Origin of the sequence: Paraburkholderia phenazinium (genome assembly GCF_900141745.1) — a bacterium.
GTDB lineage: Bacteria > Pseudomonadota > Gammaproteobacteria > Burkholderiales > Burkholderiaceae > Paraburkholderia > Paraburkholderia phenazinium_B.
Genome location: NZ_FSRM01000001.1, coordinates 2,282,686 through 2,304,271 on the forward strand (window position 1 = coordinate 2,282,686; position 21,586 = coordinate 2,304,271).

Below are 21,586 nucleotides of genomic sequence, written 5' to 3' on the forward strand. Positions count from 1 at the left end.
ATGACGCAGGGTGTACCGATGATTGCGATGAAAGACCCGCGCAATGACGACAAGAACCTGTGGGTTGGCTGGGACGAGTATCACCGCCTGATCGAACTGCTGGCACTCGCTGTGCACGATTCGGGCTGGAAGTTCGACAAGATCCTGTGCCTCGCACGCGGTGGTCTGCGCGTGGGCGATCAGCTCTCGCGTATCTACGATCTGCCGCTGGCGATCCTGGCCACCAGTTCGTACCGTGAAGCCGCGGGCACGGAGCAGGGCGAACTCGACATTGCCCAATACATCACGATGACGCGCGGCGAGCTGTCGGGCAACGTGCTGCTGGTCGACGACCTCGTCGACTCGGGCGTGACGCTGGCGCGCGTGCAGCAGCATCTGAAAGAGCGCTATCCGGCCATTACGTCGGTGCGCTCGGCCGTGCTCTGGTACAAGGGCTGCTCGAAGGTAAAGCCCGACTACCACGTGCAGTTTCTGCCCACCAATCCGTGGATTCATCAGCCGTTCGAGGAATGGGACACTGTGCGTCCGCATAATCTCGGCGCCTGGATCAAGCGCGGTACCGCGCAGGAATCCTCGGGTCAGTGATGGATGCCGGCTTGTCCGGCGTATGCGGCGAATGAGCAAGAACGGAGCCAGGTTAGGCTCCGTTTTTTTTCGCGCGCAGGTTGATGAGAAAGCGCCTGACAGCGCGATGACAAGCGGCTGACGGGTTCGTAGCACGGTGCTAAACTTCGCGGGCTGTCCACGTGGTGTACGCACAACAGGCCGGGGCGCTACCTTACAGTCAGTTTAGAATAGCGCTCGTTTTTTTCCGCTCAGGAACGGATACCTCGCGTTTATGACAGATACCCATCACGCGCACAAACAGCCTTTGCCTGCACTCGCACTGGCCGCGGTCGGCGTGGTATTCGGTGACATCGGCACGAGCCCGTTGTATTCGCTGAAAGAGGCGTTCAGCCCGGCGCACGGCATCCCGCTGACCGAACAATCCATCCTCGGTGTGATCTCGCTGCTGTTCTGGGCGATCGTGATCGTCGTCAGCATCAAGTACGTGCTGTTCGTGATGCGCGCCGATAACAACGGCGAGGGCGGTGTGCTGGCGTTGATGGCGTTGGCGTTACGCTCGGTCGATCCAAAGAAGAAGCTCGCGGGGCTGCTCGTGATGCTCGGTATCTTCGGCGCCTGCATGTTCTACGGCGATGCGGTGATTACGCCGGCCATCTCGGTGATCTCCGCGGTCGAAGGGCTGGAGATCGCAGCGCCTAACCTGGCCCATCTGGTTTTGCCGCTCACCATCCTCATCCTGATCGTGCTGTTCTGGATCCAGCGGCACGGCACGGCCATGGTGGGGCGTCTGTTCGGACCGATCATGGTGGTCTGGTTCGCGGTGATCGGTGTGCTCGGCCTTGCGCATATCGTGCAGGCGCCCACCGTCATCCGTGCGCTCAATCCGTACTACGCCTATTCGTTCATGGCCGCGCACGTGCTGCAGGCGTATGTGGTGCTCGGCTCGGTAGTGCTGGTGCTGACCGGCGCCGAAGCGCTGTACGCCGATATGGGCCACTTCGGTGCCAAGCCGATCCGGCTGGCCTGGTACTGTCTCGTGATGCCTTCGCTGGTGATGAACTACTTCGGCCAGGGCGCGCTGCTGATGCACGACCCCAAGGCCATCGAAAACCCGTTCTTCCTGCTTGCGCCCGACTGGGCGCTGCTGCCGCTCGTGGTGCTCTCCACGGTGGCCACCGTGATCGCCTCGCAGGCGGTGATTTCCGGCGCCTATTCACTGACGAGCCAGGCCATCCAGCTTGGCTATGTGCCGCGCATGAAGATCCTGCATACGTCGGATCTCGCGATCGGACAGATCTATGTGCCAGTGGTGAACTGGATGCTGCTCTTCATCATCCTGTGCATCGTGGTGGCCTTCAAGAGCTCGGACAATCTCGCGGCGGCGTACGGTATCGCGGTGACGGCCACGATGGTGATCACGACGATTCTCGCCTGCGTGGTGATGGTGAATGTGTGGAAGTGGAACAAGCTGGCGGTCGCGCTGATTATCGGCGGCCTGATGGTGGTCGATCTCGGCTTCTTCGGCGCGAATCTGCTGAAGGTCGAGGAGGGCGGCTGGCTGCCGTTGGGCATCGGCGCACTGCTGTTCTTCCTGCTGATGACCTGGTTCAAGGGCAGGATGATCGTCAAGGAACGCACGGCCGCCGACGGTATTCCGTTGATGCCGTTCCTGCAGGGTTTGCTCGCGCATCCGCCGCATCGCGTGTCGGGCACGGCCATCTATCTGACGGGCAGCGACGTGCTGGTGCCGGTGAGTCTGCTGCACAACCTGAAGCACAACAAGGTGCTGCATGAGCGCACCATTTTCCTGACTTTCGCGACGCTCGATATTCCTTATGTCGAAGACGCGGATCGCGTCACGGTCAAAGAGATCGGCGGGGGACTGTTCCTCGTGAAAGCGGCATACGGTTTCAACGAGACGCCCGACGTGAAAGCGGTGATGACCGATGTGGGCCGCACGCACGATATGACCTTCGAACTGATGGATACGTCGTTCTTCCTCGCGCGGGAAACGGTTGTGCCGACACAATTGCCAGGGATGTCGGTGTGGCGCGAGCGGGTGTTCGCATGGATGCATCAGAACGCGGCCAAGCCGACCGATTTCTTCAGTATCCCGGCCAATCGTGTGGTGGAGTTGGGGACGAAGATCGAGATTTGAGTTTCGATGCCGTGCTTGCCGGGGTTGTTCTGCTGGCAGGGCGGTCAATGAAAAAGCCCACGCAGATCGCATCTGCGTGGGCTTTTTGTTTAGCGGCGCTTGCGGCGCGCCGCCTTAGCGCTTGAGCTTGGCGAACGCTGCAGCCATCGCGCCTGACGGTTCAGGCTCACGCGAGCGCTGTGGTGCGCCCCGTCCGCTGCTGCCCGGGCGGTTGCCGGCTCCGCGGTCCTGCTGGCCGCCACTGCCGCCACCGCTGCGCTGTGCGGTGCCCGCTGCACCCGTTGCACCGAACTCGTCGGCGAGACGCATGGTCAGCGAAATGCGCTGACGCTTCGCGTCCACTTCAAGCACCTTGACCTTGACGATCTGGCCGGCCTTCACGACCTCGTGCGGGTCTTTGATGAACTTCGTCGACATCGCCGACACGTGGACGAGGCCGTCCTGGTGCACGCCGATATCGATGAACGCGCCAAAGGCCGCGACGTTCGTTACGACGCCTTCCAGCACCATGCCCGGCGACAGATCGGAGATCTTCTCGACGCCTTCGCGGAACGTGGCAGTCTTGAACTCGGGACGCGGATCGCGGCCCGGCTTTTCCAGTTCGGCGAGGATGTCGCGCACGGTCGGCAGACCGAAGCGATCGTCCACGAACTCGGCGGGCGACAGGCCCGACAGCGCCTCGCGATTACCGAGCACGTCGCCGACATGCTTGTTGATCTTCGCGAGCATGCGCTCGACCACCGGATACGCTTCCGGGTGCACCGACGAACGGTCGAGCGGATTTTCGCCGTTGTTGATGCGCAGGAAGCCCGCGGCCTGTTCGAAGGTTTTATCGCCGAGACGCGGCACCTTGCGCAGATGTTCGCGCGAAGGGAACGGACCGTTGGCATCGCGGAAGTCGACGATATTGCGCGCGAGCGTTGCGTTCAATCCGGACACGCGCGCGAGCAGCGCCACCGATGCCGTATTCGCATCCACGCCCACCGCGTTCACGCAATCTTCGACCACCGCGTCTAGCGAACGCGCCAGTTCACGCTGGTTCACGTCATGCTGATACTGGCCGACGCCGATCGCCTTCGGTTCGATCTTCACGAGTTCCGCGAGCGGATCTTGCAGACGCCGCGCAATCGACACCGCGCCGCGCAGCGACACGTCCATGTCGGGGAATTCCTTCGCTGCCAGTTCCGAGGCCGAATACACGGAAGCCCCGGCTTCGGACACGACGATCTTCTGCAGCTTGAACTCCGGATGACGCGCGATCAGCTCGCTTGCCAGCTTGTCGGTTTCGCGCGAAGCCGTGCCGTTGCCGATGCTGATCAGTTCAGCCTGGGTTTGCGCGCAGATACGCGCAAGTTTGGCGATCGAACCGTCCCAGTCGCGGCGCGGTTCGTGCGGGTAAATCACGTCGGTGGCGAGCACCTTGCCGGTCCGATCGACCACCGCCACCTTCACGCCGGTGCGCATGCCCGGATCGAGACCGATCACAGCCTTCGGTCCTGCCGGCGCCGCCAGCAGCAGATCCTTCAGATTGCGGGCGAACACGCGAATCGCTTCATGCTCCGCTTCTTCGCGCAGATTGGTCAGCAGCTCGTTCTCGATGTGCGGCTGCACCTTCACGCGCCAGCACCAGCGGCACACGTCGGCGAGCCATTTATCGGCCGGGCGGTTCTGGTTGGCGATGCCGAAGTGGCGCGCAATCAGCGCTTCGCCCGGATGCGGCACCTGCGCGTCGAGTTCTTCGCCGAGCCCCAGCTTGACCATCAGCACGCCGGCATTGCGGCCGCGAAATAGCGCGAGCGCGCGATGCGACGGCACCGTCTTGATGGTTTCCGAGTAGTCGTAGTAATCGCGGAATTTTTCTTCTTCCGAGCTTTCCTTGCCTTCCACCACTTTCGACGACACCACGCCCTGGTTGAACAGGTACTCGCGCAGCTTGCCGAGCAGGTCGGCGGTTTCGCCGAATTGCTCGGAGAGGATGTCGCGCGCGCCGTCCAGTGCCGCTTTCACGTCGGCCACGCCCTTTTCGGCGTCGACGTACTGGGCGGCTTCGGTCTGCGGATCGAGCAGCGGATTGGCGAGCAGCGCGTCAGCAAGGGGCTGGAGGCCCGCTTCGCGGGCGATCTGTGCGCGCGTGCGGCGTTTCGGCTTGTAGGGCAGATAGAGGTCTTCCAGCACCTGTTTGCTGTCCGCACCTTCGATGGCGGTCCGCAACTCGTCCGTCATCTTGCCCTGTTCGTCGATGCTCGTGAGGATCGAGGCGCGCCGGTCTTCGAGTTCGCGCAGATACAGGAGACGTTCCTCGAGATTACGCAGCTGCGTGTCGTCGAGATTGTCTGTCACTTCCTTACGGTAACGCGCGATAAACGGAACAGTCGCGCCTTCGTCGAGGAGTTGCACCGCCGCCGCGACCTGGCGCGGCTGGACGGAGAGTTCGCTGGCGATGCGCTGTACGATCTTGAGTGCTACGTTTTCCGTCATAAGGTCTTGGTGTTCCTGCCGGACTCGATCTGAGGCCGCGAGTGGCGCCACGCGGAACGCGCGCGCTGCGGCCGGGTTGCTGAAGCGGGGCATTTTGCCATAAATGCAAAAGGGCTCAACCGCGGGGTGATAGAATTTCGGGCATGTTCCGTTGCCCATCTACGACGTTGCCGATCTCCCGTTTTCCACTTGCTTCGCTTTGTGCCTCGCTGGCCGCGCCGCTGTTCACCTGCGCTGCGCTAGGCGTTGCCGCCGTCTCTTTCGCCGTGTCCGCACCGGCGTTGGCACAGGATCAGCCGGTGGTATCGGCGCCGTCGGCGGCGACCGTGCCGTCCGCGGGTTCAGCCGGTTCGGCTGCTATCGACGGCTCCATGGCCTCCGGCACGACGCTGCGCACCGATGACGGGCAGCTGAATGGCCCGAGCGGCGCATCGGATGCCAAAGCGAGGGGAGCGGAGGGCGCCACGGGCGAGGCACCGGGCAACGGGTTCGATGCGCGGCAAGCGGACTTGAACCATCGCACCGAAGAGAACAACTATAACTACGCAGTCGACGAACACAATTGTTATAGCAAGTTTTTGGTGAACTACTGTCTCAACAAGGCGCGCGACAGAATGCGCACGGTGCAGGCAGGAATCCGCAAGGAACAGCTCGCGCTCGACGAGGAACAGCGTACGGCGCGTGCGCAGCAGCGCGATCAGCAGGCAGCCCTGCAGCGTGCCCAGGACGAGGCCAACGCCCCGCAGCGCGCGGCGCAGGACGCCAGCAACCAGCAACAGTACGAGGACAAGCAGCGCCAGCATCAGCTGGATCAGGCGCAGCGCGCAGCCGAGGCGCCGCAGCGCGCGGCCAACGAGCAGTCGTATCAGCAGAAGGTGCAGCAACACGCGCTGGATCAGGCGCAACGCGGTGTCAGCCCGTCGCAGGCGGCGGCGAACCAGCAGGCGTACGATCAGAAGCAGGCCAACTTCCAGACCCAGCTCGAGCAGGCTCGCGAGCAGGGCGCGCAAAAGGCACAGGAGCGTGTCGAGAAGCAGCAGAGCTTCCAGCGCAAGCAGGAGACGGCCGCCCAGCATCAGCAGGACGTCGCGGCGCGCCAGAAGCAGGCGGCCGACAAGGCGCAGCAGAAACAGCAGGAGCAGTTGCAGCAGCAACAGCAACTCGAGCAGCAGCAGAAGCAACAGCAACAACAGCAGTAACGCGTTTTTAGCCGGACAGCAACCTCAGGCGTCTGGGCTGCACGAGGCAGCCCGCGCCGCTCAGGAAGAGGGGCGAGCATGCGCGACCATCATCACGTCATCGACGCGAACGCACTTCAGGACCGTATTCTGCAACTGGAATCGGAACATAGTGGACTGGACCGTCTGATCGACAAAATGTCGGATGAGCCCGGCTTCGACGACCTTGAATTGCAGCGCCTCAAGAAGCGCAAACTCAAGGTGAAGGACACCATCATCTTGCTGCAGTTGCAGCTCGAACCGGATACGCGCGCTTAGGCGCGCGACCTGGCAGGCGCCGGGTCGCCACGCGCGCACCGGATTTTGCAGGAAACGCTTGCCTTGAATTCACCGCTTGTTTCTTCTTCGCGCAGTTCGTCGGATGACGAAGCTTCCGCACGCGAGCCGCGCGCAGCCGGGAGTGCGCTCGCGGCCTCGCTGAACCCCCGCCGCAAATCCGAACTCGACCACATCTTCGCCGCTGATGGCCTGCTGGCGCGCCAGATTGATGGCTACCGTTCGCGTGCCTCGCAGATCGAGATGGCGCGCGCGGTCGCTGCCGCCATGGAAGCGTCGGGCAGGGCCATGCCCGAGCCGGCGATGTTCGAGGCACAGAAGCGGCCGGCACGGCGCCTGCAGGCGCCCGCTGGGGATGCCTCAGCTGCCGCGGCTGCAGACGCTGCTACGAGCGACGCGGCCGGCGGTCTCGATGGCAGCGAGAACACGTTGATCGTCGAAGCGGGCACCGGCACCGGCAAGACCTACGCGTATCTCGTACCGGCCATGCTGTGGGGCGGCAAGGTGATCGTCTCGACCGGCACCAAGCACTTGCAGGACCAGCTGTTCCAGCGCGATATCCCGACCGTGCGCGATGCGCTCGCCGTGCCCGTCACGGTGGCGATGCTCAAGGGTCGCGCGAACTATCTGTGCCACTACTACCTGCAACGCACCGCCGACAATGGGCGTCTGCCGTCGCGCCAGGAAACCTCGTATCTGCAGGATATCGTCCGTTTTGCGAAGATCACCCGCACCGGCGACAAGGCAGAACTCGCGAGTGTGCCGGAGACGGCCGCGGTGTGGTCGATGGTGACCTCGACGCGTGAAAACTGCCTTGGCCAGGAGTGCCCGCACTACAAGGAATGCTTCGTGATGCAGGCGCGCCGCGAGGCGCAGCAGGCCGACATCGTGGTGGTCAACCATCACCTGTTTTTCGCCGACATCATGTTGCGCGACACCGGTATGGCCGAACTGCTGCCGACGGCCAATACGATCGTCTTCGACGAAGCGCACCAATTGCCGGAGACCGCCACGCTGTTCTTCGGCGAGACGCTCTCAACTGCGCAGTTTCTCGAACTGGCCCGTGACTCGGTTGCCGAAGGGCTGGGCCATGCGCGCGAGGTGGTCGACTGGGTGAAGCTCGGCGCGGCGCTCGAACGTTCGGCGCGCGACGTGCGTCTCGCCTTCAAGGAGGATTCGGTGCGGCTGTCGATCGGCCAGTTGCCGGACGGCCATCCGCTCTTTGCTGCGCTCGAAACGCTTGAGACGGAACTGGCTGCGCTCGCCAATGCCTTGTCGAGCCAGGCGGAACGCGCCGAGTCGCTGGGTGCCTGTCTGCGGCGCGCGCGCGAGTTGCAGGGGATCCTGTCCGGCTGGACGACGCCGCCGACCGAAGCCGAACGCGACGTAGCCTCAGACGCCGCCGGTGGCGATGCTGCTACGGCCGACAAGAAGGCCGTTGGCGATCCGAACGAAAAGGTGCGCTGGATCGAAGTGTTTGCGCATACCGTGCAGTTGCATGAGACGCCGTTGTCGGTGGCGCCGATCTTCGCCAAGCAGCGTGCCGGCGTGCCGCGGGCGTGGATTTTCACATCGGCAACGCTTTCGGTGCGCGGCGATTTCGCCCACTATGCCGCACAGATGGGCCTGAACGCGCGCCGCTCGATGACGCTGCCGAGCCCTTTCGACTATCCGACGCAAGGCCTCCTGTACGTGCCGCGCAATCTGCCGCAGCCGTCCTCGCCGATGTTCACCGACGCGGTATTCGAAGCCGCGCTGCCGGCCATCGAAGCGTCGGGTGGCGGCGTATTCATGCTCTGCACGACATTGCGGGCCGTCGACAAGATTGCCATGAAGCTGCGCGACACGATCGAAGCGCGTGGCTGGAACTACCCGCTGCTGGTGCAGGGTGATGCGAGTCGCACGGAACTGCTCGATCGCTTCCGCTCCTATGGCAATGCGATCCTGGTAGGCAGCCAAAGTTTCTGGGAAGGCGTCGACGTGCGTGGCGATGCGCTCTCGCTCGTCGTGATCGACAAACTGCCGTTTGCACCGCCCGACGACCCGGTACTGGCCGCCCGGCTCGACGCACTGACCAGGAAGGGGCTAAGCCCGTTTGCGGTCCATCAATTGCCGCAGGCGGTGATTACGCTAAAGCAGGGCGCAGGGCGTCTGATTCGCGCTGAGACCGATCGCGGCGTTTTGATGATCTGCGATACCCGACTCGTCGACAAACCGTATGGGCGCCGTATATGGCAGAGCCTGCCGCCTTTCAAGCGGACCAGAGAGATCGACGTGGTTCGTGAGTTCTTCGAAGAAGCCGCAAGCGTGCGTTCTGAGTGAAAAAAAGAAGTGATGGCCGGTCGTTGAAAACGGCTGCTATAAGCAAATCGTAATTAACGACGGTAATTATCTGACGATACAAAAAGCAATAAGCGACTAAGCGCGAGTAAGAGCAACTAAGAGCAACTAAGCGGTTGCATTAAGCGAGCGCAGAATGACAAAACGCCACGGATGTAAATCCGTGGCGTTTTGCTTTACCGCACCGGAAGACCATAGCGATCTTCCGATGTGGTTTTCGCCCAGAGGCGAACCCTGTACGACAGCTTACTGGCTTGCGCCCGAAGCTGCAGCAGCCGAAGCCGCACCAGCGTCCGAAGCAGCAGCGCCTGCGTCCGAAGCAGCAGCAGCCGGTGCCGAAGCAGCAGCGTCGCTCGCAGCAGCAGCAGCGTCCGAAGCTGCAGCGCCTGCATCCGAAGCAGCAGCAGCCGGTGCCGAAGCAGCGGATGCATCGCTAGCCGGGGCAGCTGCCTGGTCGCTGCTCTTGTTGCATGCAGCCAGTGCCACAGCTGCCAACAGGGATGCTACGAGGAGGGATTTCTTCATGATCACGTCCTTTTATGGTTAAAGGTAAGCAACAGCGCAAAATAATACCGGTAATGTGCTCCAACACCGACCTGGGCCGCTGGTGGAGACGCACTTCACAAGAGCGTGAATCTTCCCTACGGCTTGGGCGGAAATTATATGCACTTTCGTACAGACCGTCGACAAATGCGGGGTCAATACGTTGTCTTTCTCATACAAAATTTCACGGTACTTCATAACAGGCGGACAAGCTTTAGACAAGCTCGCCCACTTGTATCCAGCCCGCACGATACCACTCGTGCAGCAATGCTGTCACCGATGAATCGCCTGAGAGTGTTACAAAGCGTTTCGCACTCAGACGCCGGCAATCAGCGAATTCAATCAACCATCTTTTATGGCCTGCAAACCGATTTTCTTCTCCATTCAGGAAGAAAAAGCGGCTGTTGTACAGCATAACCGTCTTCCGGTCGAGCCTCAGGCCCAACTCTGAAGCACGCCTGATAAAACGCGCCTCGTTGAGCGGCTGTTCCGGCGGATCGAATACTACGCTCGGCTTCGGCTCGCTCAGATAGGTGCCGAGGAACGACGCGATGTCCCTTTCGCCCCATTTCACCTGAGCAAGGATCGCGCCTACCCGTTCGACGAGGGCGGCAGGCAGCTCTGCGGGGTGCGCTACTGCAGGCTGTTGCGGATCCCGGTAAAGCTGGGCAGCACGCTCTGGCTGGCCGCCCGTTTCGCCACGCTCGGCGAGATGATACAGAAATTGCGCGGTCAGCTCGCTCGAGGAGGGCGCCCTGAAGCCGATCGAACAGGTCATGCACTCGCCCTCGGCCACGCCGTCGTGCGCGATGTGAGGCGGAAGATACAGCATGTCGCCGGGTTCGAGGACCCATTCCTCTTCTGGCTCGAAATTTTGTAAAACTTTCAACGGCACACCCGGACGGAGCGACAGAACGCGTTGTGCGCCGATCCGCCAGCGGCGTTTGCCGTGCACCTGCAGCAGGAACACGTCGTACGAGTCGAAATGCGGACCGACCCCGCCGCCGTCACTCGCGTACGAGATCATCAGATCGTCCAGACGTGCATCCGGCACGAAGCGAAAGCGCTCGAGCAGGGCGCGGGCGCGGTCGTTATGCAGGTCGACGCCCTGCACGAGCAGCGTCCATGCGCGTTGCTTGAGCGAGGGCAATTCGTCGGCCGCAAACGGGCCGTGTTCCAGTTGCCATTTGTTGCGAAAGTGTGTGATCAGGCGCGCTTCCACTTCGTCCTGATCGGCCAGGTCGAACAGCTCGCTGCGCGAGAGCGGCGCCTCGACGTTCGGGATGGCCTGACGAATCAGCAGAGGCTTCTTTTGCCAGTACCGGCGCATGAATTGCGACGGAGTGAGATTGCCGAGCAGCGGTGTGGGTACGTCCGGCGAGGGCGGCAGAACCGGCGAAGAAATCCGCGCAGAAGCTGCATGCGCCGGGTGGTCAAGGGGCCGCTTGGGCATCGTATAATGTGAGTTGTATTCTGGAGAATCGAATGAAAATTGCAAAGAACACCGTCGTGTCGGTCGCTTATAAGCTGTCGGATGCGCAGGGCAACCTGATCGAAGAGAGCGATGAGCCGATGGTCTATCTGCACGGCGGCTATGATGGCACGTTCCCCAAGATCGAGGAAGAGCTCGACGGCCATGAGGCTGGTTTCGAGACCCAGATCCAGCTGGAACCGCAAGACGCGTTTGGCGAATACGATCCCGATCTGGTGAAGATCGAGCCGCGCACGCGCTTCCCCGAGCCGCTCGAAGTCGGTATGCAATTCGAAGGCACGCCGGAAGAAGGCGACGAGGACATCGATTCGCTGGTGTACGTCGTGACTGACGTCGCGGAAGACAAGGTCGTGCTCGACGGCAACCATCCGCTCGCCGGCATGGCGCTGCGTTTTGCGCTGACCGTCAAGGACGTGCGTCCCGCTACTGAAGACGAAATCCAGCACGAACATGCCCACGGCGCGGACGGCCTGGAAGTACTCGATGAGGATGACGACGAAGGCGATGAAGAGCCGTCGGGCCCCACGTTGCACTGAACCTGGTAGATGCGCCGCGACGGGTGTGCCTTACCTTAGGGCGTGCCCGCGGATGCTCCACCTGGGGCCGGCGTCTGTCCACCTGAGCCGGGTAGCGTGTTGAGCGGTTGCTCCGGCGGCGGTGTCGACGGTAGAAGCGGCGGCAGGTTCGAGGCCGGATTGAGCGTTTGATTCAACGTTTGAGCTGGCGACTGATTGGGTAACTGATCCGGCATCTGCCCCGGCGTCTGATTGCCCCCCGCCGGTGAGGAAAGCTCGGGCTCGCTTTCATCGGGAGCCTGCGCAGGCTGAACCGCTGACGCGGGTTGGAACGGCACCAGCGGCATGTTCTTCGGCACGGTGTGCACGCTGACCCGGAAAGGCGGCCTGCGCGAAAGATCGGCCTCAATCTGCAGCCACTCATCCAGACGATCAGGCAGCGTGAAGGCGATGCGCGTCAGATTCGTCACCACCTCCCCCTTGTCGTTGCGCAACGGCTGGTCGATCGCAAAGCCGCCGGCGGGCCGTCCATCGTCGTTATGGATTAGCACAATGGGGCCGTGGAAGATCTGCGCGGCCTTCACGAGGCTGCGCTTGAGTTCCAGAAAGCCATCACGACGCGCGTTGCGTCCGAAACGCAGCCATGCAAAACGGTCTGGCCGCTCGTAGCGTTCCGGGTCCGGGTCGCCTTGAATGAAAATTACAACTGCGCGTGCTTCGCGCCGTTTCGCATACTCGGCTGCGTGTTCGATCCAGAACGCATTGGCGATCACGCGATCTTCGAACTCGCCGTTACGGCCGCCCGCGCTCACGTAATGGTTGTTCGAGCCGGGCACATTCAAACCGATGAACACGGTGTCGCCCAGTTGCCAGCGCACATTCTCGCGATACGGTCTGAAGCGCGAGACTTCGCTTTCGCGTGTCAATGCCAGCGGGTTTTGCCCCATGGACGAAGGGTCGGCGAAGATCGTCTGCCGTAGCTGATCGAGCCGCTCGACCGGATCGAAGCCGCCGGCTTCGGCGATACCGCAATCGGTCCAGTCGTGCTGGCCGGGGACGAAGATCAGTGGCGGCTTTGCTGCTTCCAGCAGAGCCTGTCGCCGGTCGTATAACGTGTCCCTGCAGGCTTCTTTCGCGCCCTTCAGATTGCCGTCGTAGACGATGAACGACATGTTGCGGTCGCGGCCGATCGCGTCGATGAGTCGCTGCGTCGAGGCCTCGTCAGCGGGGCTTTGCAGCGTATCGGCGATAACTGCGAAGGTGTAGCGGATCGGCGCGGCGCTTGCCTGGGTTGACACCCCTGCTGCGAGGATCAGCGCAAATGCGAGCGCCGCGCACACCGTGCGCTGGCGCTGCGGACGACGGCGCCGGTCAATGATCTGCATCCGGCGCAGTGGCCAGGTCATGCAGTTCATAGAGCAGGTCCAGCGCCTCACGCGGGCGCAGGTCGTTCGGATCGAGCGCTCGCAGACGCCCGATGAGCGCCTGCTCGGCAGCCGTTAGTGCAGGGGCGGGCGGGGCGCCGTCGTCATGAGCGTCGTCGGCGTCCTGCAGCATCAGCGGTGCCGCAAACAGATCGAGCTGCGGTGCGGGTTGCCCGGCCGACTGCTGTTCGAGGTGCGCGAGATGCTTGCGCGCAGCACGGATCACGGCAGCAGGCACGCCGGCAAGTTGCGCCACCTGCAGGCCATAGCTCTGATTCGCCGGGCCTTCGTTCACCGCATGCAGGAAGACAATGCCGTGGCCATGCTCCACGGCGGATAAATGCACGTTGGCCGCTTGTGGAAATTCCGCGGGCAGTTGCGTCAGCTCAAAGTAATGCGTGGCGAACAACGTGTGGCAGCCGTTGTGCGCGAGCAGATGCCGCGCGATTGCCCACGCTAGCGCGAGGCCGTCGAAAGTCGAAGTGCCGCGGCCGATTTCGTCCATCAGCACGAGACTTTGCGGTGTCGCGTCGTTCAGGATCGCCGCGGCTTCCGTCATTTCGACCATGAAGGTCGAACGGCCGCCGGCCAGATCGTCGGCTGCGCCAATGCGCGTGAAGATGCGGTCGATCGGGCCAAACGTCGCACGCGTTGCCGGGACATAACTGCCCACATAGGCCATCAACGCAATCAGCGCGGTCTGCCGCATGAAAGTGGATTTACCGCCCATGTTCGGGCCGGTGATCAGTAGCAGCTTGCGTTCGGGGTTGAGCGTGCAGTCGTTGGCGATGAACTGCTCGACCTGCGCCTCGACCACCGGGTGACGTCCCTGTTCGATCGCGATACCCGCGCTCGGTGTGAACGAAGGCGCGACCCAGTCGAGCGCGCGGGCGCGCTCGGCAAACGCGGCGAGCAGATCGAGTTCCGCGAGCGCCGCGGCAACGCGCTGGCAATCGGCGAGGAACGGCAGAAGCGCCTGCAGTAATCCGTCATAGAGCGAGCGTTCACGTGCGAGCGCGCGTTCCTGTGCCGACAGCGCTTTGTCCTCAAAGGTCTTCAACTCCGGCGTGATATAGCGCTCGGCGTTTTTCAGCGTCTGGCGCCGCCGATAGTCGTCGGGCACCTTGTCCGTCTGGCCGCGCGTGACTTCGATATAGAAGCCATGCACCTTGTTGTATTCGACGCGCAGATTGTTGATGCCGGTACGCGCGCGTTCGCGCGTTTCCAGGTCGATCAGGAATTGGCCGCAGTTTTCGGAGATATCACGCAGCTCGTCGAGCTCTGCATCGTAACCGCGAGCAATCACACCACCGTCGCGGACCATTGCAGCCGGTTCGGGCGCCACCGCCAGCTTCAGCAGATCGACGCAAGGCGCGGGCGGTTCGAGCGCGGCGTCGATGCGCGCGAGCGAATCGGCAGCGCCCGTCACCGAGGCCAGCAGCGTGCGCAGATCGGGCAACGCAATGAACGTATCGCGCAGGCTCGACAGGTCACGTGGACGGGCGGACAGCAACGCGAGGCGCCCGGTGATCCGCTCGATATCGGAAATTTGCCGCAGCGCGCCGCGCAACGTATCGACGCTTGCACTGACCGGCGCCTCGAGCAGCGCACCGATCGCCTGTTGACGCGCCTGCGCAATCGCCGCTTCGCGCGGCGGATGATGCAGCCAGTGGCGCAGCAGCCGGCTGCCCATGGTCGTGCAGCAGGTATCGAGCAGCGAACACAGCGTCGGGCTTTCGGTGCCGCGCAGCGTTTCCGTGAGTTCGAGATTGCGGCGCGTGGCGGGGTCGAGCCCAATATATTCGGATTCGTATTCGACCTTCAGACTGCGCACATGGCGCAACTGCTGACCTTGGGTCGCTGCCGCGTACAGCAGCAGCGCGCCGGCTGCTCCGCAGGCGCTCGACAGCGAATGCGCGCCGAAACCGTCGAGGCTCGCCACGTCCATCTGATCGCACAGGCGCTGCGTGCCGGAGGAGACGTCGAAATGCCAGACGGGTACCCGTGTCAGTGCGCCAGAACCAGCCGGCGGCGACCACGTGTTGGTATCGACCGGCGAATCGGCGACGAGAATTTCCGCCGGACGAATGCGCTCGAGCGCGGCAGCCGCCTGATCCGGTGCAACTTCCGCGAGGCGCAACGCGCCGCTCGCGAGGTTGAGCCACGCGAGGCCTACGTTGGTGGCGACGCCGCGCCGGTTGTGACCCACACACACCGCGAGCAGGTACACGTCGCTCTTGTCCGACAGCAGCGCAGCATCGGTGAGCGTGCCGGGCGTGACCACGCGCACGACCTTGCGTTCGACCGGCCCCTTCGAAGTGGCCGGATCGCCAATCTGTTCGCAGATTGCGACCGATTCGCCCAGCTTCACCAGCTTGGCGAGATACTGTTCGACCGCGTGATGCGGCACGCCGGCCATCTTGATCGGATTACCCGCCGACGCACCACGCTGGGTCAGCGTGAGATCGAGCAGGCGTGCGGCTTTTTCGGCATCGTCGAAAAACAGCTCATAGAAGTCGCCCATCCGGTAAAACACGAGCGTGCCCGGATGCTCCCCCTTGATGCGCAGGTATTGCTGCATCATCGGGGTATGTTGTGCGACGTCATTGGCCGCTGCGGTTTGAATGCCCATCCTGAGTGTCTTCTTGCGTTAGCTGTTCAGGGCGTGAGTTTAACCCGCCGCCGCGCGGATTGAACCTCGGCCGGATGGCTAATCACAGGCGAAGTCGCTGGAGCCGCGATTGGACAGATGGGGGAGGCCGTCAAGGACATCAACGACGAAGGGGGAAACGCTACCGTCGTACCGCGCCACCTCGAGGAGTTCGTGCGACGATTCAAACCGGCGCCGGTAGCCGAAATCATTCAAGTGGGTGCTGGAAACGATCCTGACGACGTCGCGAATTTCGCTGCGGGACCTCAAATTCCCAACCTGCGGCCTATACTTTCAGGATGATTTCGTTTTGCGACAAGGAGGCGCAAATCGTGTGCTGTGCACTTCGCGCGGCATTCCGCGCGGTCATTCACGTAAAGCCCATGACTACTATCGTATGAGGAGAGGATCATGACGCGCAAATACATCGATTGCCGGGAATTTCCGAGCGAAATGAACTGCTCTATCGCGCTATCCGCGGATTCCGAAAATGAGCTGCTAGAGGCGGCCGTACAGCACGCGGTCACGGTTCACAAGCATGCTGATTCTCCAGAACTGCGTTCGCAGTTGAAGACGCTGTTTCATGACGGCACGCCGCCGGTAGAAGCACCGCGTCACGCGTAATGCTCGCGCACCCGCACGCGCGACCGGTTATCGGGCAGTCACATCACGATGCCCAACCGCTCAGGAACGAACTGGATCCGAGCGTAGCTACGCATCCCGCCATGAACAAACAATCCTTCGCGTAGATTGGCTGCACGGACTCATCGATGTTGATGAGTCTTGTCGGCACCCCTGGATGAAGGCAAAACCTTCAGGATTTCGACTCCCTTACCTGTTGCCTCAAATGTCGTCCGCATTCCAGGAGGTGTCTCATGGTCAATTTGTCCAGCAATGTAATCGAAGAACTGAAAGTTGCGACGAGAGGGCAAGTGCTGTTGCCTGCCGATCCCGGTTTCGACGAAGCGCGCAGCATATGGAATGCAATGATCGACCGTCGTCCGGCTGTCATCCTGCGTTGCGCGGGAGTGGCCGATGTTCGCCGTGCAGTAGCCTTTGCGCGCGATAACGACTTGCCGCTGGCTGTGCGCGGCGGCGCGCATAACATCGCAGGCAGCGCGGTCTGTGACGACGGACTGATGATCGACTTGTCGCCGATGAAATCGGTACGGGTCGACCCGGCTGCGCGTCGCGCCTATGTCGAACCGGGTGCCACGCTTGCCGATTTCGACCATGAAGCGCAGGCTTTCGGGCTGGCGACACCGCTCGGGATCAATTCGACGACGGGCGTGTCGGGCCTGACGCTCGGCGGCGGCTTCGGTTGGCTCAGCCGCCAGTACGGGATGACGGTCGACAATCTCGTCTCGGCGGATGTCGTCACGGCGGACGGAGAACTGGTTCGTGCCGCTGCCGATGCGCATGAGGATCTGTTCTGGGCGATTCGCGGCGGCGGCGGCAATTTCGGCGTCGTTACGATGTTCGAATTCCAGCTGCATCCAGTCGGGCCGGAGGTGTTCGGCGGGCTCGTCGTATTGCCGTTGGAACAGGCAAAAGACGCGCTCAGGAAATACCGCGCTGCAATCGACGATATGCCGGACGAACTCTCTGTATGGGCCGTGCTGCGCCTCGCGCCGCCGCTGCCGTTTCTGCCGCAGGATGTCCACGGCAAACCGATCATCGCTTTTGCAAGCTGCTACAACGGCGCAGTTGCTGATGGGCCGGGCGTGCTCGACGCGGTGCGCCACTTCGGCACCCCGTACGGAGAACATCTCGGCCCGATGCCTTATGCGATGTGGCAACAGGCTTTCGATCCGCTGCTGACGCCCGGCGCGCGCAACTACTGGAAATCGCACAATCTGGCCGAGTTGCCGGACGGACTGCTGGACGTGCTGATTGACGCCATTGACAAGCTGCCGTCGCCTCAATGCGAGATCTTCTTCGGTCAGATCGGGGCTCAAACAACCCGTGTTCCGGTTGAGGCCACGGCCTATCCGAACCGCGACGCGACATATGTCATGAATGTGCATGGACGCTGGAGCGACGCAAGCGACGATGACCGATGCATCGCATGGGCACGCGGCTTCTTCGAGGCGGCTGCGCCTTTCGCACTGGGCAGCGTGTATGTCAACTTCCTGACGCAGGACGAGACCGGGCGTATCGGCGCGGCCTATGGTCCGAACTACGATCGTCTCGTCGCGGTGAAGACCCGGTACGATCCGCACAACCTGTTTCGCTTCAATCAGAACATCCAGCCTTCCGTGTCGTAACGGGCATCCGGTGCGCGTCAGTCGTCGGGGACCTGGGGACTCCCGCGACTGTCCGCGCACAGGCCATGACCTTCGCGAGCCGCTATTCTCCAACCAGCGCGCGCATATCGACCTTGCGCGCGTTCGCCGTGCTACGGCGTTTCGCCAGCCACATCATGAATGTAATGAAGGTGCCGAACACGACGATGATCCACGGCACCGGCAGCTTCGCCGTGAGCAGAATCGCGTACAAACCGAGCATCAGCAGCACCGCGAGATTCTGGTTGAAATTCTGCACGGCAATCGAATGGCCCGCTGAGAGCAGCGTTGCGCCGCGATGCTGCAGCAGCGCATTCATCGGCACGATAAAGAACCCCGACAGCGCGCCGAGCAGAATCATCAGCGGATAGGCGAGCACGATATAAATCGGCGCAACAAAGGGACCGACGCGAATGCCCATGCCCGGCGGAAACAGTCCCCTGCTATAGAACGCCATGCCGATTGCGACCGCGCCGGTAATGATGCCAATCGGCAGCACCTTCAGCGAACTGCGCAGCGGCACCAGCGTCGCAGCCGCCGCCGCGCCCACCGCAATACCGAGCCCCGTAATGCCTTGCATCACAGCCGCTTTCGACAGCGACAGTCCAAGGTTCACATCCGCCCACTTCAACACCAGCAACTGCAGCGTGACCGCGCCGCCCCACATCAGCGTGGTGACCCACAGCGCGATTTGCGCGAGCTTGTCGGCCCACAGCACGTTGAAGCAATGCGTGAAATCGCCTACCAGTTTCTTCGGCTCCTTGAGGCGATTCGGATAGCGCGCGCCCGTGTCGGGAATCCCCACATTGATCGCAGCCGCGATCGCATAGGTCAGCATCACTGCCAGCATTGCCAGATCGGCCGCGGAATGAATCAGTGGCAGCCGTGCATGCGTGACGAAGTTGGAGGCGTAGGTGCTGATCAGCGCGCCGCCCAGCATGGTCCCGACGATCGTCGACAGTACTGTGGCCGACTCCAGCCATGCGTTTGCCGTGATCAGCCGGTCGGGGGGCAGCAGTTCGGTCAGGATGCCGTATTTGGCAGGCGAGTAGGCCGCCGCGCCGAAACCGACCACGCCGTACGCAATCATCGGATGCACGCCAGCAATCATCATCAGGCAGCCGCTGGCCTTTAACGCGTTCGAGACGAACATCACATGACGCTTTTGCAGCGCGTCCGCGAATGCACCGACGAACGGCGCCAGCAACACGTACGAAACCGTGAAGAAGATCTGCAGCAGCGGCGTCACCCACGCGGCCGAGCGGATGACCGAGAGCAGCGCGATCGCCGCGATCAGCAGCGCATTGTCGGCGAGCGACGACACGAACTGCGCCGCGATGATCGTATAGAAGCCTTTTTTCATTAAGCAGTTCGGGATGCTGCGCGAGGGTCGTGCGCCAAAAGCACGCCGGTACGATGAAAACGATACCGGTGCGGCCTGTCGCTTTGTAGCATGAAGCGGCGTCGCATGCAGGCGCAGCGTTAGCGGATACTGGCCAGCCGGACGGCCGCGCCCAAGAAAAAAAGCGGCCGAAGCCGCTTTGCACATGCTGCAGCGCGTGTTACGGCCTCAGGCCGCAGGCTGCTTCGTGCGACTGTAGCGCGACAGGATCGGCACCATTTGCGCGTACAGCTTCGGGTTGCCCGCGACGACTTCGCCGATATGCAGGAACTCCGAATCGCCCGTGTAGTTGCCCACCAGACCGCCAGCTTCGGTGATCAGCAGGCTGCCGGCAGCCATGTCCCACGCATGCAGGCCCTGTTCGAAGAAACCGTCGAGGCGGCCCGCGGCGACGTTTGCCAGATCGAGCGCAGCCGCGCCCGGGCGGCGCAGGCCGGCGCAGGCTTCGGTCATTTCCTTGAACAGACGCCCGTACGACTCGAGGCCGTCGGTTTCGCGGAACGGGAAGCCCGTGCCGATCAGGCCGTCGGCGAGGCGGTCGCGGCGGCCCACGCGGATGCGGCGGTCGTTGAGGAACGCGCCGCGGCCGCGCGAGGCGGTGAACAGGTCGTTGCGGTTCGGATCGTAGACGACGGCTTGAGTCACGATGCCTTTATGCGCCAGAGCGATCGACACGCAGTAGTACTGGAAGCCGTGGATGAAGTTCGTGGTGCCGTCGAGCGGGTCGATGATCCACTGGTATTCGGACTCGTTGTCCGATTTGCCGGATTCTTCGGCGAGGATGGCGTGATCGGGGTAGGCGGTCTTCAGTGTATCGATGATCGCGGCTTCCGATGCCTTGTCGACCTCCGTGACGAAATCGTTGTGCTGTTTCTTGCTGACCTGGACCAGGTCGAGATCGAGCGACGCCCGGTTGATGATCTGCGCGGCGCGGCGCGCGGCCTTGACGGCGATGTTGAGCATGGGATGCATGAGCCTGGATCCTTGTGCCGGGGCAGCGCGGCTGCTTACCGGTAATGAGCTGTAAATGCGCTGCCACTAAGCAGCTGAAACAACACGGAACGACCGTTTGACCGGCGTTCCGTCGACGGAGACGAATTGAATAAGAACGAGGCGCTCGTGCAAAGACGGCGCGAATAGCCGTGATTTTACCCGAGTCCGGGGCTCTACGGCAGCGCAGCATCCGATGCGGGTAGGTTTTGCGCGCCTGTTGGCGCTACCATAGGGACCTTTAGCTCCCTATTTTTATCGTGGCCCAACCCCACAATCCGTCTTCGTCTTCTCTGCCGTCCTCCGGGATCTGCGGCCCGGACAGCGCTGCGCCTGTGCGCGGCGGCTTCACGTCGACCCGCTTCGTGCTCGTCGAGCCCAGTCATCCCGGCAATGTCGGCGCGGCAGCGCGTGCGCTGAAAACCATGGGCTTCTCGCGTCTCGTGCTGGTGGCCCCGCGCGTGCCGCACGTGCAGTCCGATCCCGAAGCGATCGCCATGGCGAGCGGTGCGGACGATGTGCTGGCCGGCGCGCATGTGGTGCCGACGTTGGCGGATGCGCTCAATGGCGTGCACTGGTCGGTGGCGCTGACGGCGCGCTCGCGCGAATACGGCCCGCCGCAGTTCGCGCCGCGCGCGGCTGCGGGGCAGGCGCGCGAACATGCTGTGCACGGTGATATCGCACTGGTGTTCGGCAATGAGCGCACGGGGCTGTCGAACGAGGACGTCGAGCGTTGCAGTGTGCTCGCGCATATTCCGGCCAATCCGGCATATAGCTCGCTCAATCTGGCGCAGGCCGTGCAGGTGCTGGCGTACGAGTTGCGCACCGCGTATCTCGGCGCGGGCGGGGCTGCGGGCGCCGTTGCTGGCGGTGGCGGGAGCAGGGCTGGCGCTAATGTTGGCAACGGCGTGAACACTGACTCCGAAGGGCTAGCCCAAGGTGCCGCGGCGCACGGCTCGCTCGCGCCCAGCGATGAAATCGAAGGCATGTTTGCGCACCTCGAAAGTGCGCTGGTGGCGCTCGAGTTTCTCGATCCGCATAACCCCAAGAAACTGATGTCGCGCCTGCGGCGTCTTTTTGCACGTTCCGGGCTCGAGCGCGAAGAGGTGAATATTGTGCGCGGCATCGCAAAGCACATCCTGCTGAAGGTGAAGCAGCCGGACGACGGCGCGTCCTGAGGACGGTGCGCGCCTGTCCCACTGCGCATCCTGAGCACGCGCGCCGACCT

General features: G+C 62.6%; 16 protein-coding genes. 9 read left to right on the top strand and 7 right to left on the bottom strand.

Going from position 1 to position 21,586, the window contains the following annotated elements:
• A complete protein-coding gene (locus BUS06_RS10440; protein ID WP_074264198.1) occupies positions 1-585 on the top strand; it encodes a phosphoribosyltransferase in 585 nt (194 codons plus the stop codon).
• A 253-nt stretch (positions 586-838) separates the two neighbouring features.
• Positions 839-2,725 (top strand): potassium transporter Kup, encoded by a 1,887-nt coding sequence (locus BUS06_RS10445; RefSeq protein WP_074264199.1) that lies wholly within the window; start codon positions 839-841, stop codon positions 2,723-2,725.
• A gap of 114 nt (positions 2,726-2,839) precedes the next feature.
• Here the strand turns inward: BUS06_RS10445 and BUS06_RS10450 are convergent, their stop codons facing one another.
• Entirely contained in the window at positions 2,840-5,203 is a 2,364-nt protein-coding gene (locus BUS06_RS10450) for a Tex family protein (protein ID WP_074264200.1), read from the bottom strand.
• 143 nt (positions 5,204-5,346) lie between these two features.
• Between BUS06_RS10450 and BUS06_RS10455 the strand changes: the two genes are divergently transcribed.
• The 3 genes from BUS06_RS10455 (at position 5,347) to BUS06_RS10465 (ending at position 9,039) form a co-directional block, all read left to right on the top strand.
• Positions 5,347-6,402: a hypothetical protein gene (locus BUS06_RS10455; RefSeq protein WP_074264201.1), complete on the top strand. Its 1,056-nt coding sequence runs from the start codon at positions 5,347-5,349 to the stop codon at positions 6,400-6,402.
• Positions 6,403-6,480: 78 nt separating this feature from the next.
• Positions 6,481-6,699 (top strand): DUF465 domain-containing protein, encoded by a 219-nt coding sequence (locus tag BUS06_RS10460; protein ID WP_074264202.1) that lies wholly within the window; start codon positions 6,481-6,483, stop codon positions 6,697-6,699.
• A 63-nt stretch (positions 6,700-6,762) separates the two neighbouring features.
• The gene (locus tag BUS06_RS10465; protein ID WP_074264203.1) at positions 6,763-9,039 is read left to right on the top strand and encodes a DNA repair helicase YoaA; all 2,277 of its coding nucleotides are present in this window, start codon (positions 6,763-6,765) and stop codon (positions 9,037-9,039) included.
• A gap of 264 nt (positions 9,040-9,303) precedes the next feature.
• Here the strand turns inward: BUS06_RS10465 and BUS06_RS10470 are convergent, their stop codons facing one another.
• Both BUS06_RS10470 and BUS06_RS10480 read right to left on the bottom strand, forming a co-directional pair.
• Positions 9,304-9,582 carry a hypothetical protein gene (locus BUS06_RS10470; protein ID WP_074264204.1) on the bottom strand — a complete coding sequence of 93 codons (279 nt, stop codon included), beginning with the start codon at positions 9,580-9,582 and terminating at the stop codon, positions 9,304-9,306.
• A 232-nt stretch (positions 9,583-9,814) separates the two neighbouring features.
• A complete protein-coding gene (locus BUS06_RS10480; protein ID WP_074264205.1) occupies positions 9,815-11,053 on the bottom strand; it encodes a cupin domain-containing protein in 1,239 nt (412 codons plus the stop codon).
• A 32-nt stretch (positions 11,054-11,085) separates the two neighbouring features.
• On the opposite strand from BUS06_RS10480, the gene BUS06_RS10485 reads away from it, so the two are divergent.
• Positions 11,086-11,628, top strand: coding sequence for an FKBP-type peptidyl-prolyl cis-trans isomerase (locus tag BUS06_RS10485; protein WP_074264206.1), 543 nt, complete (start codon positions 11,086-11,088; stop codon positions 11,626-11,628).
• 35 nt (positions 11,629-11,663) lie between these two features.
• Here BUS06_RS10485 and BUS06_RS10490 read toward each other — a convergent pair whose 3' ends face one another.
• Positions 11,664-13,013, bottom strand: coding sequence for a hypothetical protein (locus BUS06_RS10490; protein WP_429287174.1), 1,350 nt, complete (start codon positions 13,011-13,013; stop codon positions 11,664-11,666).
• On the bottom strand, positions 12,979-15,663 hold the full coding sequence (gene mutS, locus BUS06_RS10495; protein ID WP_074264207.1) for a DNA mismatch repair protein MutS: 2,685 nt from the start codon (positions 15,661-15,663) through the stop codon (positions 12,979-12,981). The genes BUS06_RS10490 and mutS overlap by 35 nt, the downstream gene beginning before the upstream one ends.
• A 429-nt stretch (positions 15,664-16,092) precedes the next feature.
• On the opposite strand from mutS, the gene BUS06_RS10505 reads away from it, so the two are divergent.
• Positions 16,093-16,305 (top strand): DUF1059 domain-containing protein, encoded by a 213-nt coding sequence (locus BUS06_RS10505; RefSeq protein ID WP_074264209.1) that lies wholly within the window; start codon positions 16,093-16,095, stop codon positions 16,303-16,305.
• 251 nt (positions 16,306-16,556) lie between these two features.
• Complete coding sequence (locus BUS06_RS10510; protein ID WP_074264210.1) at positions 16,557-17,948, top strand: FAD-binding oxidoreductase; 1,392 nt, start codon at positions 16,557-16,559, stop codon at positions 17,946-17,948.
• Positions 17,949-18,030: 82 nt separating this feature from the next.
• Here the strand turns inward: BUS06_RS10510 and lplT are convergent, their stop codons facing one another.
• Positions 18,031-19,329 (bottom strand): lysophospholipid transporter LplT, encoded by a 1,299-nt coding sequence (lplT, locus tag BUS06_RS10515; RefSeq protein ID WP_074266019.1) that lies wholly within the window; start codon positions 19,327-19,329, stop codon positions 18,031-18,033.
• Positions 19,330-19,536: 207 nt separating this feature from the next.
• Entirely contained in the window at positions 19,537-20,340 is an 804-nt protein-coding gene (locus BUS06_RS10520) for an inositol monophosphatase family protein (protein WP_074264211.1), read from the bottom strand.
• A 311-nt stretch (positions 20,341-20,651) separates the two neighbouring features.
• Between BUS06_RS10520 and BUS06_RS10525 the strand changes: the two genes are divergently transcribed.
• The gene (locus BUS06_RS10525) at positions 20,652-21,536 is read left to right on the top strand and encodes an RNA methyltransferase (RefSeq protein WP_074266020.1); all 885 of its coding nucleotides are present in this window, start codon (positions 20,652-20,654) and stop codon (positions 21,534-21,536) included.
• The last annotated feature ends 50 nt before the right edge of the window (positions 21,537-21,586 follow it).